Annotated in this window: 19 protein-coding genes; 18 read left to right on the top strand and 1 reads right to left on the bottom strand. The window is 51.9% G+C overall.

Annotation, left to right across the window (positions count from 1 at the left end):
- Nucleotides 1–69: 69 nt before the first annotated feature.
- The 8 genes from WKJ04_RS04575 (at nt 70) to WKJ04_RS04610 (ending at nt 4,912) form a co-directional block, all read left to right on the top strand.
- On the top strand, nt 70–393 hold the full coding sequence (locus WKJ04_RS04575) for a hypothetical protein (protein ID WP_337879316.1): 324 nt from the start codon (nt 70–72) through the stop codon (nt 391–393).
- Nucleotides 394–586: 193 nt separating this feature from the next.
- On the top strand, nt 587–883 hold the full coding sequence (locus WKJ04_RS04580) for a hypothetical protein (protein WP_337879317.1): 297 nt from the start codon (nt 587–589) through the stop codon (nt 881–883).
- A 413-nt stretch (nt 884–1,296) separates the two neighbouring features.
- On the top strand, nt 1,297–1,587 hold the full coding sequence (locus WKJ04_RS04585) for a hypothetical protein (RefSeq protein WP_337879318.1): 291 nt from the start codon (nt 1,297–1,299) through the stop codon (nt 1,585–1,587).
- 132 nt (nt 1,588–1,719) lie between these two features.
- Complete coding sequence (locus WKJ04_RS04590) at nt 1,720–2,076, top strand: nuclear transport factor 2 family protein (RefSeq protein WP_337879319.1); 357 nt, start codon at nt 1,720–1,722, stop codon at nt 2,074–2,076.
- Nucleotides 2,077–2,218: 142 nt separating this feature from the next.
- Complete coding sequence (locus WKJ04_RS04595; RefSeq protein WP_337879320.1) at nt 2,219–2,767, top strand: HD domain-containing protein; 549 nt, start codon at nt 2,219–2,221, stop codon at nt 2,765–2,767.
- A gap of 44 nt (nt 2,768–2,811) precedes the next feature.
- Entirely contained in the window at nt 2,812–3,027 is a 216-nt protein-coding gene (locus WKJ04_RS04600; protein ID WP_337879321.1) for a hypothetical protein, read from the top strand.
- A gap of 56 nt (nt 3,028–3,083) precedes the next feature.
- Nucleotides 3,084–3,875 (top strand): hypothetical protein, encoded by a 792-nt coding sequence (locus tag WKJ04_RS04605; RefSeq protein WP_337879322.1) that lies wholly within the window; start codon nt 3,084–3,086, stop codon nt 3,873–3,875.
- 356 nt (nt 3,876–4,231) lie between these two features.
- Nucleotides 4,232–4,912 carry an endonuclease/exonuclease/phosphatase family protein gene (locus WKJ04_RS04610; RefSeq protein WP_337879323.1) on the top strand — a complete coding sequence of 227 codons (681 nt, stop codon included), beginning with the start codon at nt 4,232–4,234 and terminating at the stop codon, nt 4,910–4,912.
- A 224-nt stretch (nt 4,913–5,136) separates the two neighbouring features.
- Here the strand turns inward: WKJ04_RS04610 and WKJ04_RS04615 are convergent, their stop codons facing one another.
- On the bottom strand, nt 5,137–5,964 hold the full coding sequence (locus WKJ04_RS04615; RefSeq protein ID WP_337879324.1) for a MipA/OmpV family protein: 828 nt from the start codon (nt 5,962–5,964) through the stop codon (nt 5,137–5,139).
- A gap of 218 nt (nt 5,965–6,182) precedes the next feature.
- Here WKJ04_RS04615 and WKJ04_RS04620 point away from each other — a divergent pair, with 218 nt between their 5' ends.
- The 10 genes from WKJ04_RS04620 (at nt 6,183) to WKJ04_RS04665 (ending at nt 12,550) form a co-directional block, all read left to right on the top strand.
- Nucleotides 6,183–6,719, top strand: a complete 537-nt coding sequence (locus tag WKJ04_RS04620) for a DUF4256 domain-containing protein (protein ID WP_337879325.1) — start codon at nt 6,183–6,185, stop codon at nt 6,717–6,719.
- Between the two features lie 159 nt (nt 6,720–6,878).
- Nucleotides 6,879–7,121, top strand: a complete 243-nt coding sequence (locus WKJ04_RS04625; RefSeq protein WP_337879326.1) for a hypothetical protein — start codon at nt 6,879–6,881, stop codon at nt 7,119–7,121.
- A gap of 262 nt (nt 7,122–7,383) precedes the next feature.
- The gene (locus WKJ04_RS04630; protein WP_337879327.1) at nt 7,384–7,911 is read left to right on the top strand and encodes an N-acetyltransferase; all 528 of its coding nucleotides are present in this window, start codon (nt 7,384–7,386) and stop codon (nt 7,909–7,911) included.
- On the top strand, nt 7,908–8,318 hold the full coding sequence (locus WKJ04_RS04635) for a VOC family protein (RefSeq protein ID WP_337879328.1): 411 nt from the start codon (nt 7,908–7,910) through the stop codon (nt 8,316–8,318). The genes WKJ04_RS04630 and WKJ04_RS04635 overlap by 4 nt, the downstream gene beginning before the upstream one ends.
- Before the next feature lie 37 nt (nt 8,319–8,355).
- On the top strand, nt 8,356–8,601 hold the full coding sequence (locus WKJ04_RS04640; protein WP_337879329.1) for a VF530 family protein: 246 nt from the start codon (nt 8,356–8,358) through the stop codon (nt 8,599–8,601).
- Nucleotides 8,602–8,802: 201 nt separating this feature from the next.
- The gene (leuE, locus tag WKJ04_RS04645) at nt 8,803–9,429 is read left to right on the top strand and encodes a leucine efflux protein LeuE (protein WP_337879330.1); all 627 of its coding nucleotides are present in this window, start codon (nt 8,803–8,805) and stop codon (nt 9,427–9,429) included.
- Nucleotides 9,430–9,435: 6 nt separating this feature from the next.
- Nucleotides 9,436–10,242, top strand: coding sequence for a nicotinamide riboside transporter PnuC (pnuC, locus tag WKJ04_RS04650; protein WP_337879331.1), 807 nt, complete (start codon nt 9,436–9,438; stop codon nt 10,240–10,242).
- Complete coding sequence (nadR, locus tag WKJ04_RS04655) at nt 10,239–11,288, top strand: multifunctional transcriptional regulator/nicotinamide-nucleotide adenylyltransferase/ribosylnicotinamide kinase NadR (RefSeq protein ID WP_337879332.1); 1,050 nt, start codon at nt 10,239–10,241, stop codon at nt 11,286–11,288. The genes pnuC and nadR overlap by 4 nt, the downstream gene beginning before the upstream one ends.
- On the top strand, nt 11,285–11,818 hold the full coding sequence (locus WKJ04_RS04660) for a hypothetical protein (RefSeq protein WP_337879333.1): 534 nt from the start codon (nt 11,285–11,287) through the stop codon (nt 11,816–11,818). Before nadR ends, WKJ04_RS04660 begins: the two co-directional genes overlap by 4 nt.
- A 270-nt stretch (nt 11,819–12,088) precedes the next feature.
- Nucleotides 12,089–12,550: a transposase gene (locus WKJ04_RS04665; protein WP_337879334.1), complete on the top strand. Its 462-nt coding sequence runs from the start codon at nt 12,089–12,091 to the stop codon at nt 12,548–12,550.
- Nucleotides 12,551–12,802 lie beyond the last annotated feature (252 nt).

Below are 12,802 nucleotides of genomic sequence, written 5' to 3' on the forward strand. Positions count from 1 at the left end.
GTGTACGCCGGAGAACTCTAATCAGGAATGCACCGATTTTAAGGGATGTTTACAGAAGAAAAATATATCATGACAGGAATTGTTACCATGCTCTTAGTGGCGGCATGGCAAAAGCCTTCACTTTATAAAGCACATTTATCTACTAAAATAATGGTTTTGGCGATAGCAATAATGATGTTATTTGGTGTTTGGGAAGCCGCATTAGATGTAGCAAAAGCTGGTTTACCTGGAGAGTTGTCTGAAACTCTCAAAAAAGCAGTTATTGAATCAATAAGCAATAAATCGGTTCCAACAGAGTGGTGGCTTTTTATTGGCTTTATGTATTTTGCCAGTTTCTTTTTGGATTGGTTAGCAGACATTTCGTTGAAGCATGAAAAAGATAAACAAAGTTAAATGTAGTTACATCCTATTAGCGCTTCTTCTGGTTGTTAATAGGGTGTTTTTTATTTTTTAGTGCTCAATGGGCAAATGCCTAACAAACAAATTTTATCGCCAGTAAAAGTGCTGGCTGCGACGTCAAACCGCTGCGCGGCTTTCCGCGCTAAATTTGGGCGTTATGCATCAACAAAACTGAAGGAATCATAAAGTGGATCCAATTCTCATTAAAGCTTTAGAGTCTTTAACTATTACTTCGAATATTGCTGCTCTTCATGCTAGCGACGAAGACACTATTAAAGTAACACTGAAAACTCTTCATAAAAATGATGTTGGCTTGCCGCCGCAACTTATTGAAAATTGGCTGTTAGCTAACAAATGGCAGCCTAATCCAATTAAATGTGTCGTACAGTGGGCTAGCACTATTGGTAGTGGTGGCAGTGTTCGCCTCAAATTCAAAGACCGCGCCCCAAAAGAAAAAGAAGTATGGGCAAGGTTAAATGCATAACAAGCCAAAGCAGCCGACGCAAAATGCGCGCGGCTGTTTGGGGCGTTATGTGCAAGCAGGAACAAGGAACGTGTCAGCTTGAAAAAGGTTTTTGTTTATTTAATCTCGATTTTAGCTTCCATTTTATTATCTGTTTTCTTGGGTTCTGAATTACTAGTGCAATACGAAATGTTCGCTACTGGTCAGAAACGAAATGAGCTCGGAGAGGATCTGGGATTCGGCATCTTACTATTTATGGGGCTGGTTCCAGAGCTAATCATAGGCATACTTTTCGGTACATACTTTGGTAAACGTATAAATGCAAAAATATCAAGCACATAACAAGTTGCTGTTGGTCGCCCCTTTAGGGCTGGGACGTCCAACGCGATGCGTTGTCCGCCCCAAAGCAAACAGTTAGCGAACAGGAGACAATAGTGAATAAAATATCAGTTTGTTGTGTTTCTTTGATAATGTTTGGATGCGCTCAAAACTCTGGTGTCATTCATTATGGAAATGGGCAGTATATGGTCTCTCGTCAAGCTGCCACTGGATTTCATGGAATGGGAAATCTAAAAGCTGAAGTCCTAAATGAAGCATCTGCACAATGCCAAAAAGAAGGCAAAGAAGTAGAAGTGCTTAAGGAAATAGATGCTGAACCACCATACATTCTTGGCAATTATCCTAGAACAGAAATTCATTTTAAATGTGTTGCTTCGAGCGAATAGCTTTCGCTAACAAAGCAACTCAAATCGGACACAAACTTGCTGTCACTTTTCTTGCAAAAAACGAAACAAAAGCGCCATCAAGTTCGCGCCGTTTATAACGGCGTTATGTTGCTTGGGCAATAAGGAGGATATATGAACCCGAAAGAAATAATTAAAAAATGGGTGGAAACTTTTAATAAAGGCGATGCTGAGAAGTTAGCTTCTTTTTACTCTGATAATGCAATCAATCATCAAGTGGCAAATGAACCAGTTGAAGGCAAAGAAGCTATCAAACAAATGTTCGCGAATGAGTTCGCAAATGCAACCATGGTTTGTATCATTGAAAATATCTTTGAAGACGGTGAATGGGCGATCCTGGAATGGAAAGACCCGTTGGGCCTGAGAGGTTGTGGATTTTTCAAAATTCACAATGGCTTAATTCAGTTTCAGCGTGGTTACTGGGACAAACTTAGTTTTCTCAAAGCGCATGACTTGCCAATACCGCAGTAAGCAATATCACAATGCGCTTAACTCGCTCCCTTTGCTCATTGGGCGCTCGACTCGCAACACGTTGCTCGCGTTTGTGGCGGGCGTTATGTGCTCAGGGGAGGGAGCTCGCTTCTGAAGGTTAAAAACATAGGGGATGCGAATGGTGTCTGACACACAAACAGAGCACTCATTGGTGTGGGTTGATCGCATTTTGGCGCCGTATCAGGTGCAAATTGGCGGCATTTTTGACGGCTATCGCAACCATGTGTACCGGGTGGTGCATTTGTGCCTGTCTTTTGCAGGAAACACGGCTGAGGACATCGAGAAAATTCAAATAGCCGGTGCCTTTCATGACATTGGGCTGTGGACAGCGCACACACTGGACTATTTGCCACCGTCGGCGCAGCTTGCCGCTGATTATTTACGCAGCATTGGCAAAGAGGGCTGGATTGACGAAATCAGTGCCATGATAGACATGCACCACGCTGTGCGGTCCCGTGCAGCTGGCCACAGCCGCCTGGTGGAGAATTTTCGCCGTGCCGACATTGCCGATTTTTCACTGGGGATTTTTGCGATGGGGTTGCCGCGCAGCACTATCTCCGCACTGAAACGCCAGTTTCCCAATCAGGGCTTTCATTGGTTTTTGCTGAAACGTGGGATGGCCTGGTTTTTCAGGCACCCGCTTAACCCATTGCCAATGTTTCGCTGGTAGGTGGCCCCTGCCGCAGTGAAAATTTAAACAAAAGGAGATTGTGGATGAATATAAATGCGACCCTGGTTGGGGAATTATTGGTTGTTTTTGCATTGCTGCTGGGGGCTCTGAGTTATGTTCTGGCCAGAGGGAAAACCGACAACCCGCTTGCAGCTGCTGTTCTGGGTGGTGTTTTGGGGCTGATCCCTCCTTTAGGGCTGCTTTATCTGGCGGCCTTGCTTTTAAAACAACAAGGCGCAAAAGCGGACAAACAAGCGTAATATCCGCGGTTTATTTGCAAGTCCCAATAACACTGATGACAACTGACAGAAACCCGATGACGTTATTCCGGCGGCTGGCACTGGCCTGCCTGGCTACAGGTTTGAATGCTTATGAGCTTCAGGCAGAAACAACAGAAGTTCTGATACTGCAGGACAACAGCCGCAACAGAGCGATTCCGGTGGCGCTGTATTTCCCAAACCACAGGCACTGTGCAGCGAAAAAGTTATGCCCTGTGGCTTTGTTAAGCCCGGGTTATGGGGTGCCACATACCGGCTACGCCTTTATTGCCGGGCAGTTAAGGTCAGAAGGTTATTTCGTGGTTGCTGTGCAGCATGATTTACCTACGGATCCGCCGCTGGCTAAAACCGGCGATTTGTTCAGTGTTCGTATGCCCATGTGGCAGCGGGGGGCACAGAATTTGCGCTTTGTCCGGCACCACCTTTCAGCTGTTTACCCCGCGTTTGACTGGACAGCACTGACATTAATAGGGCACTCCAATGGCGGCGACATCTCTGCGCTGCTACTGCGTGAATCGCCCGGTTTTGCCAGCCGGCTGATCACTCTGGATAACAGACGTTACCCCTTACCACGTCACGACACCGTGCAGGTACTGTCTGTCCGCGGCAGCGATTTTCCTGCCGATGCAGGCGTATTGCCTGCGGCAGAGGAGCAGGTCAAGTCGGTGTGTGTCAGTACCATAGCGGGCTCCCGTCATAACGATTTAACCGATCAAGGGTCTGAGGTTTTAAAGGCAACCATCAATCAGCTGGTGCTGTCTTTTGTCCGGCAAGGGCAGTGTGGGCCTGATGTGGTGCAGCCCGGTGAACTGAAGCATCTTCTGCCGTAAAGCGTTCAGCTGAAAGAGCCCACTCTGTCTTCACAGTCAGGCCTTTAGTGGGCTTTTTCAGCTGGCTGTGCTGCTTGCTTTTTAAACACCAGGCAGCTTCAGCGGCCCATCCTTGTCAAACGAAACTGCCAGCGGATGGAGCCGAACGTCCATTTTGTTGGAGAAATATAGCCACACCCGCACTATCAAAAGACACAGCCTTTAAAAATCAGTAAGTTAAGTTTTCAAAAAAAGTGAATGGCAAAGTGCAGGCAGGCCGACAGAGCGCCGAATAATTTTTATGCGGGCGCTGGACAGGCAGGAACATCTGGTTCTATTTTGGGTATTCACTTCACGACCAATAAAAGGGCTTAGCGATGAGAATTACCACATGGAATATGCAAGGCGGCACCAATCAATTGTACTTAGGGGCACTGATGGCGCAAAACAACCCGGATGTTATTTGCCTGCAGGAAAGTGGCGATATGACCCATCTGTTGCAACACCGCAATGCAATAGGTGGTTTTCCAAACTCGGTCACAGGTGTTTATGTCAATGGCAACCATATCTACCATGTGGTGTTCTGGTACAACACTGTAGACGACAACCCGCGCAACAGTCTGGCTATTATGAGCCGTCTGACCATTAGTGCCTGGGGTATTCATCCGCCTGTGGTGGTGGCTCCTCCAGGGTATCAGCCGGGCAATCCACGTAATCTGCCCTGGATGACGGTGAATCAGGGCGGCAACCTGCTGCGTATTTATTCCTACCATGCTCCGTCAGCCGGCACCGCCAATGCCGCTAGCTACACCAATCCGCAAATTAACGCCATTAATGGTGGTGGCCTCTGGGCTGTCGTAGGGGATTTTAATGCCGACCCAACGTCAGGGGATTTTGTTGCACCGCCAGCCGGTGTTGTGGTGCGCGGTAATCATGCCACTCAACAAAGCGGTGGCCTGCTTGATTACGCTATTACCAATGCCGGAGGTTTTGCTTTTGTCAGTTCAGGCCAGCTGCTGGCGGCTTCGGACCATTTTCCGCAAAATTTCACATGGTGAACGCCCGCCTTTTGAACTTGCCATTCTGGCGAGGCAGGTGCAGTGCCGACACCCCAAGGGCTGTTTTGCAACGTCAGCGACGGAGTGGCCGCAATCAACGAGCTGTTTTACAGCGTCGATGCTGAATTGGTAGGGGAAGGTTTACTGCTTGCAGGCCGCTCTGTTGGAAAACAGGGTAACGCAAGCGCCGGGTCGGGCGCTTGCGCTCTGCACCATGGACTGAGTCAGAACAGATAAATAAATCCTATGCCAATTTCGGCCTCATAGTTACCGCGTGCTATGGGGCTGGCGCGTACGTCGCTGCTGAAATGCTCATACAGGGCTTCGCCAAAAATTTGCCAGTTTGGATTGATCCAATGGCGGTAATTGTAATTGAGCCCCACCGAGCGTAAGCCGCCGCTCACATTGGTTTGAGCCAAACCTGATGCCACCGACTGCTCTGCGGTGATGCCAAAATCTTTGTTGGCAAATTCGCTGTCGTGAAACACCGCCACCAGATTGATTTCAGAACCCGAACCGTCCGTCTGAGCACCAAAGCGCCGTCCTACCCCAAAAAGCCCGAGATGACCGTTTTCTCCGGTCACGACCCGGCCAACCAGCCAATAACGCCAATCGGCATCAAAAGCCCGTCGTGCCTGCAACACCAGCTCTACGCCTTCGCCAGTCTCACCGAGTCCATTTAAACGACCATCATCCGAATCACTTTCGGCACGGCCTTCATCAAAACCGAGGCTTGCCTCCAGCAGCCAGTGATCCGCACGAAGGCCACGCCAGCCAGCAGCTTCACCTGCCCAAAAGAATATGTCATCGCCGCTGCGCCATTGCACCGCACCGGCCGGCTCGGCTTCAACGCCAAATTCGTCTGAGCCTTCGTAGGCCGTTTCATATTCAATGCCCAGGCCCAGGCCGAAACTCCAGCCATCATGGCCCCGGCTGAAATCGTCGACTGAAGGCAAAGGTACCAAAGCTCTGTTGTCCTCTTGTGCCAGTGCGCTGTGCACCAGACCACTCAGTATTAAGCTAATGAACAATAAAGCGGTTAACTTTTTCATGGCTGACTTTCCTGGATAAATTCAGACAGACCGGGTCTGAGAATAGATTGGTCGTCTGCCTGATACGGATGAGGTGGATCCACGGATCTGTCCACTCACTTCGATTTATTGCTTGGAAATGGAGCCAATCCATGGCAGTTTCTTGACTGACCAAAGGCGAAAGCCGGGTTCGGTCATTCAAACAGCCGTCACTTTAAAGCGCAAACAGGAGCAGCGTGATGTCTTTGCAGGCAATTCTTGAAGTAGTACAGCAACGTTTTGTGGCGCAGCCGGTGCCAGAGCTGACACCAGATTGGGCTGAACTTGGTGGCCGCTTGCAACAGGCACCGGAAAAACTGCGGGCTTTGCAGTGGATGGAGGAGAGTGGCGGTGAACCGGCGCTGATTGGTGTTGACGGGCAAAGCGGTGATTACCTGATTGCCGATTGCAGTGCCGAAACCCCCAAGGGCCGGCGCAGCCTCTGTTATGACGAGGCGGCCCTGGCGGAGCGCAAAGAACATAAACCGGCCGGGTCGGCGATGCAGCTGGCGGCTCAGTATGGTGTGACCCTGCTGACGGAGGAGGAATACAGGCGGTTGCAGCAACGTGGCCCTGTTGATCAGAAAACATCCAGCTGGTTGGCAACACCGCCAGAGGTACGGGCCGAAGGCGGCGCTATTTTTGGTGACTACCGTTACGGCCGGGTATTTGTCTACCACAATGGGGCTCAGTCCTATTACGCCACAAGAGGGTTTCGGGTGATGTTGCGTCTGTGAGAGCGGCATGCCGGTGTTGCCTGTTGATAAAGAGCTGGTGTCATACCGGCGACCTGCCTGGGAGCAGGATGACGCTGCTTTTTCCGTGATCTGGTCTTTAGACGCCTGTCGCTTTATCTGTCATTATTACTGCAACTGACAATGCACGGGGACAAAGTAATGGCAACTAACGATCGGTACTGGTTTTCTGCAACTCCTTTTGGTTATGGCTGGTGGCGGCCCAGTCACTGGCTGGGCTGGTGCTCTTTGCTCATTGCTATTGCGCTGGTTTTTCTTGCCGGTAACAGTTTTCCGCCAGCTGAGGCTCCGCTTTATTTTTGGGGCGCAGTGGTTGCCATTGCGGCTGGTTTTCTGCTGATTTGCAAAATCAAAGGTGAACCTCTTGGTCGGGGCCGGGCCTGACCATCAATCCAGACCGGCGCGCGTCAGAGCACCGGTCGATTCAGCCGCCTGCGCATGACGGAATCCTGGTTCAGACTGGCAAAATGGAGACTGCTGACTGATCTGAACAGGAGATCCGGCAGAGCCTGTCCACCCCGGAGTCGTGAATCATTCCATGCGTTGATTTTGACGACGTATTTACCATAAAGGCACAGAGCCCTATGATGCCGTGTTGGCGTTTTCGAAGCATGCCGTGTTGTTCACTGCGGGGTTGGAGGGATAAATGATTCAGGTACGTGTCGCTACGGAACATGATTTTGCCGCTTACGGCCAGCTGCTGGTTGAAAGTTATAGCCAGTTGCCCGGATTTCCGGGGCCAGAGCAACAGCCCCAGTACTACCAGATGCTGAGTCAGGTGGGGCAGTTTACCCGACAACCCGGTGTGCAGATTTTTGTCGCTGAAACTGAGTCTGGTCAGTTGGGGGGTGGAGTGCTGTATTTTGCTGATATGGCGCATTATGGCTCCGGCGGTACGGCAGCCAGTTACCAGCAAGCCTCCGGGATCCGACTGCTGGCAGTTGATGCAGCCTGTCGGGGCCGGGGGATAGGCGAACAGTTAACCCGGCGCTGTATTGACGAAGCGAACTCCCGTGGGCATCAGGCTATGTTGCTGCATACCACAGCCGCGATGCAAAGTGCCTGGCGCCTGTATCAGCGTTTGGGCTTTGAACGCTTTAGTGATATTGATTTTACCCAGGTCAGCATGCCGGTATTTGGTTTTCGGCTGCACCTTGCTCAGGAGCAACAATGAACGTCAGTCCATATGCCATATTTGATGGCCAGTGCCTGCAAGCGTTGCAGTTTTATCAACAGCTGTTTGGCGGTACTTTGCATTTCACCCGGGTTGCCGATTCGCCAATGGCCGCTCTGTTTGGTGCTGAAGCGCAGCAAAAGGTGCTCAATGGCCGCCTGACCTCAGAAGTGCTGGATATTTCAGCGTCTGACTGGTTACACCCCACTGAGCGTCCGATACAGGGCAACACATTAAGCCTGTTTGTTTCTGAAGGCGATGCAGCGCAAAGCCGGGCCTTGTTTGCGCAGCTGTCAGCGCAGGGGCAGGTCACTGAGGCACTCTCAGAGCAGCCATTTGGGCTTTATGGGGCCTGTATTGACCGCTTTGGTGTGCGCTGGATGGTGCACGCAGCGCCTGGCGTTTAAACTACGGCATCTTTGTCATCACCAGGATGAATTCCGCATGAGCAGTACACAACCGAACAACCCTTTGCACGGCCTGACGCTGGAAGCCATTGTCACCCGGTTGGCCGAACATTACGGCTGGGAGCAGCTGGGCGGCCTGGTGCCGATCAACTGCTTCCGGCAGGACCCGTCGGTCAAATCCAGCCTGAAGTTTTTACGTAGAACCCAATGGGCCCGCACCGAAGTGGAAGCCTTGTATGTGCGGACTTTTAGCCAGGCCGCAGCTTCGCCCTGGGGGGCCTAGCGGTTCTGTATAAGGCGGCTGTGGCTGATTAGAGCTTGGCTTTTGGTGCGAATTATTCGGGAAGGTTTGGGGAGTGGGCGGGGTAAACCCAGGCCCATGCGAAGAATGATTCTGTGGCTGGTTCAACCTTGGTGTGTGCTGTAAGGGGGCGCGTGCTGCGCCCCTTTGGATGAATTGGGTTAGGTCGATGGCGAGGATGTAATGGACGCTTTTGGGGTTTTGCAGTTCTGGACCTTTTTAGCCGGGCTGATCGTAATTATTTTAATGCCGGGGCCAAACAGTTTGTTTGTGCTGAAAACCAGCATCAGCCAGGGGCCGGCCAAAGCCTGGCAGGCACTGGCGGCGGTGCTGATTGGCGATGGGATCTTAATCTTTTTATCTTACCTCGGGGTGGCGTCGCTGCTGGCTGCGTCGCCACAGGCCTTTACTGTGCTGCGTTATCTGGGGGCTGCCTATTTGTTGTACCTGGGCGTGCAAATTCTGCTAAGCCTGCGCCGTGGTCAGTCTGAACAGGCTGATACGCTGCCAAAAGCCGGGTCTGTGTTTCGCAAATCCCTGTTGCTGAGCCTGACCAACCCCAAAGCCATTCTGTTTTACCTGTCGTTTTTTATTCAGTTTATTGACGCCAGTTACAGCCCGGCCTGGGTGCCTTATCTGGCGCTGGCTGTGGTGCTGGAGCTGGTCAGTCTGGCCTATTTAACCCTGCTGATTTATGCCGGTGCCGCTATTGCCGGGTTTTTCCGTCATCAGCCCAAAGTGGGGCAGGCCGGTAACCTGGCACTGGGTTTGCTGTTCACCGGTTTTGCCGTGCGGCTGGTGATGGTGTAACCGCCTATGAGCCAACTATGGACAGATTTGAGCCGGTTAAACCGGGCTGAGCGGGCGTGGTTAGTGGGCTTCAGCCTGCTGGTGCTGGCGGCTACCTGTTATTTCAGTGCCACAGGCACCAACTGGAATTCGGCTTACTCCATTGCGCTGAACTGGCTGGTCAGCCCCATCAGTGCCATCAGTGGTGTGCTTTGTGTGGTGCTGGTGGCCAAGGGGCTGATTTCCAACTGGGTGTGGGGCCTGCTCAGCTGTGCCTGCTATGGCCTGGTGGCCTGGACCTCTGGCTATTACGGCGACTGGCTGCTGAACTGGTTTTATTTTGTGCCGTCGCAGTTTTTTGTCTGGTGGTGCTGGAAAAACCAGCTGCACAGCGACACCCAACTGGTACGGATGCGTTCTTTAGGCAAACACAGCTTGTGGCTGACACCGCTGGTGCTGCTGAGCATTGGCCTTACTGGCTGGTTTTTAACCCAGGTGGATGGTTTTGTAAGCAGTGCATTGGCGCGCAATTCGATGATCTACCAGCAGCTACAAAACTACACGGGCTTTGCGCTGGCAGGGCCTGTGCTGGACGCCAGCACAGTGGTGTTTCAGGTGGCCGCGCAGCTGTTGATGATCCGTTTTTTTGCGGCGCAGTGGACTTTTTGGTTGCTCACCAACTTATTGAATATTCTGGCCTGGACTGTGGTGCTGCTGACCACGGCCGACAGTGCGCCTTACGCCGTACCGACCTTATTGATGTGGATCGCGTTTTTTATCAATTCAGTGTACGGTGCCATCAACTGGAGCAGAGGAGCGGCGCAGCACAAATGAAAATTGGGGTTTTTCCGGGCAAGTTTTTACCACCACACCGAGGCCATTTAACCGCCATCTTGCGGGCGCATGCCATGTGCGACCGGCTCTACGTGGTGATCAGCGAACACCAGGCCGAAGACAAATTGCTGTGCACGCAGGCGGGTTGCCCTTACATTCCGGGACTGCTGCGCCAGCGCTGGCTGGCCCAGGAGCTGGTGGGGCTGGGCATTCAGATTATTCTGCTGGACGAAAGCGCCATTCCTGCCTTTCCGCACGGCTGGGCTCAGTATGCAGTGCTGCTGACTCAGGCGGTGCCTGAACCTGTAGCAGTGATTTTTGGTGGCGAAGAAAGTTACCGCCAGGGCCACAGCCAGCATTTTCCCGGCATTGATTACCAGCTGATTGACCCGCAGCGCACGCAGTGGCCTATCAGCGGCACTGAAATACGCCAGCAGCCCTATTTGCACTGGGACTACATTGCTGGCGCGGCGCGGCCGTTTTTCGCCCGCCGGGTGCTGATTTCCGGCCCGGAAAGTTGTGGCAAAACCACCTTAACCCGCAAGCTGGCCAAGGTGTATTGCACCTCCTGGTCGGAAGAGCTGGGGCGGGATTACCAGGATCAGGTGGTGGCCGGTAACGGTGATTTATTTAATCTGGAAGACTTTAACCGTATTGCCCATTTGCAATACGAGCAGGACCAAAAAGCGCTGCGCAGTGCCAACAAAGTGTGTTTTTTTGATACGGACGCTGTCGTCACTGCCTTTTTCAGTCAGCAAATGCTCGGCACGCTGGCCAGCCGTATTGAAAGCTTTATTGACCCGACTCAGTACGATTTAGTGATTTTGCTGAAACCCACTGTGCCCTGGGTGGCCGACGGCATGCGTGAGCTGGGCGATCCGGCCATGCGCCAGCAGGCCTTTGAGCAATTGCAGGCACTGTACCTGCATTACGGCTTTAAACCTGAACAGCTGTTGGTGGTGGAGTCGCCGGATTATCTGGAGCGGCTGGACGCCTGTATCGCCGCTGTTGAGCAGTTGTTATACAAAACCAAGGGGCAATCATGAGTCAGGCAATCAGCGAACAGGCCATTGTCGAGGCTACAGGCCAAAGCTGGGAGCACTGGCTGAGGTTTTTGCAACAGCAACAGGCGGAACAGCTCGCTCATAAAGCCATTGCTGATCTGTTACGGGCTCAGGGCGGTGTTTCCGGCTGGTGGGCGCAAATGTTAACGGTTCGGTTTGAGCAGCATATTGGCCGCCGGGTGACAGGGCAGGATTGCACGGGTCAGTTTAAACTGTCGGTCAATAAAACCCTGGCCGGTCCTATGGATGATGCTCTGGCGCTGTGGCTTGGCCATGTGCAAAGCCGCACTGAGTTTAATCAGGTGGCCATCAGCAAGCCGCCAGCAGTCAGCCAAAGTGCCAACTGGCGTTATTGGCGCTGCGCCCTGGCGGATGGCAGCCGTGTCGTGGTGATGTTCAGCCAGAAAACAGCCGACAAAACGCAGCTGTCGGTGCAGCACGAACAACTGAAAGCCGAAGCCGAGCTGGAGCCCTGGCGAAGCTATTGGAAAGAATTTACCAGGGGTTTGTAGAAGATTGCGGACGGGCGCAGCAATATAGGACGGGCGCAGCAAGCTATGCCGCAAGGATGATAAAAATGTGTGGGTCACCGCCAACCAATAAATTGTCGTAGGGGCGGGGTTTGGCCCGCCCGACGTGAGACGGTTGATAATGTGTTTTGGGGCGCAGCAAGCTACGCCCCTACAATGTATCGGTGGGTATTGGATTCGAAGATGGAATAAAACCCCTGGGGCGGGGTTTAGCCCGCCCGTGGATAAATGAACAAATTTGTGGAGGCAAGGATGCTTCAGCGCAAACAGGTCAGGCTGGCCAATTATAACTATGGAAGCCCGGGTTGCTATTTTGTGACCCTGTGTTGTTGCCAACGGCAGCACTATTTGGGGTGGATTGACGAGTCTGGCTGGCATCCTAACAAGCATGCTGATGGGGTCTGCAGCCTTTGGCTGTCACTTCCACAACGTTTCCCTGGATTGTTGTTACATAGTTGGTGCATCATGCCAAACCACTTTCATGGCATCCTGGAGCTGACCTGTCAGACGCAAGCACAGCAGGTGAAACTGCATGACCCTATCCGTGTTTTTAAGTCACTTAGCAGTAAACTCTTTAGCCCGACAAAGTTATGGCAACGTGGTTTTTATGACCATGTGATACGTTCAGAGTGTGATTTTCTAAAAATTTCGAAGTACATCCAAAATAATCATCTGCAATGGCAATTGGATTATTTCAACTCAAGCAAACAATGACTGTAGGGGCGGGATTTACCCCGCCCGACGTGAGACGGTTGATCATGTGTTTTGGGGCGCAGCAAGCTACGCCCCTACGATGATAAAAATGTGTGGGTCACCGCCAACCAATAAATTGTCGTAGGGGCGGGGGTTACCCCGCCCGGCATAAGGCGGTTGATGTCCGGTTTTGGGGCGCAGCAAGCTACGCCCCTACAATGATAAAAATGTGTGGGTCACCGCCAACCAATAAATTGTCGTAGGGGCGGGGTT

The organism is Rheinheimera sp. (assembly GCF_037442345.1).
In the GTDB taxonomy this organism is placed as follows: domain Bacteria; phylum Pseudomonadota; class Gammaproteobacteria; order Enterobacterales; family Alteromonadaceae; genus Pararheinheimera.

What these genes read in the sequence shown, in the direction of transcription:
- WKJ04_RS04575 (WP_337879316.1), top strand. Translation starts at nt 70, where the DNA reads ATGACAGGAATTGTTACCATGCTCTTAGTGGCGGCATGGCAAAAGCCT.
- WKJ04_RS04590 (WP_337879319.1), top strand. Translation starts at nt 1,720, where the DNA reads ATGAACCCGAAAGAAATAATTAAAAAATGGGTGGAAACTTTTAATAAA.
- WKJ04_RS04600 (WP_337879321.1), top strand. Translation starts at nt 2,812, where the DNA reads ATGAATATAAATGCGACCCTGGTTGGGGAATTATTGGTTGTTTTTGCA.
- WKJ04_RS04605 (WP_337879322.1), top strand. Translation starts at nt 3,084, where the DNA reads ATGACGTTATTCCGGCGGCTGGCACTGGCCTGCCTGGCTACAGGTTTG.
- WKJ04_RS04610 (WP_337879323.1), top strand. Translation starts at nt 4,232, where the DNA reads ATGAGAATTACCACATGGAATATGCAAGGCGGCACCAATCAATTGTAC.
- WKJ04_RS04615 (WP_337879324.1), bottom strand. Translation starts at nt 5,964, where the DNA reads ATGAAAAAGTTAACCGCTTTATTGTTCATTAGCTTAATACTGAGTGGT.
- WKJ04_RS04620 (WP_337879325.1), top strand. Translation starts at nt 6,183, where the DNA reads ATGTCTTTGCAGGCAATTCTTGAAGTAGTACAGCAACGTTTTGTGGCG.
- WKJ04_RS04625 (WP_337879326.1), top strand. Translation starts at nt 6,879, where the DNA reads ATGGCAACTAACGATCGGTACTGGTTTTCTGCAACTCCTTTTGGTTAT.
- WKJ04_RS04630 (WP_337879327.1), top strand. Translation starts at nt 7,384, where the DNA reads ATGATTCAGGTACGTGTCGCTACGGAACATGATTTTGCCGCTTACGGC.
- WKJ04_RS04635 (WP_337879328.1), top strand. Translation starts at nt 7,908, where the DNA reads ATGAACGTCAGTCCATATGCCATATTTGATGGCCAGTGCCTGCAAGCG.
- WKJ04_RS04640 (WP_337879329.1), top strand. Translation starts at nt 8,356, where the DNA reads ATGAGCAGTACACAACCGAACAACCCTTTGCACGGCCTGACGCTGGAA.
- leuE (WP_337879330.1), top strand. Translation starts at nt 8,803, where the DNA reads ATGGACGCTTTTGGGGTTTTGCAGTTCTGGACCTTTTTAGCCGGGCTG.
- pnuC (WP_337879331.1), top strand. Translation starts at nt 9,436, where the DNA reads ATGAGCCAACTATGGACAGATTTGAGCCGGTTAAACCGGGCTGAGCGG.
- nadR (WP_337879332.1), top strand. Translation starts at nt 10,239, where the DNA reads ATGAAAATTGGGGTTTTTCCGGGCAAGTTTTTACCACCACACCGAGGC.
- WKJ04_RS04660 (WP_337879333.1), top strand. Translation starts at nt 11,285, where the DNA reads ATGAGTCAGGCAATCAGCGAACAGGCCATTGTCGAGGCTACAGGCCAA.
- WKJ04_RS04665 (WP_337879334.1), top strand. Translation starts at nt 12,089, where the DNA reads ATGCTTCAGCGCAAACAGGTCAGGCTGGCCAATTATAACTATGGAAGC.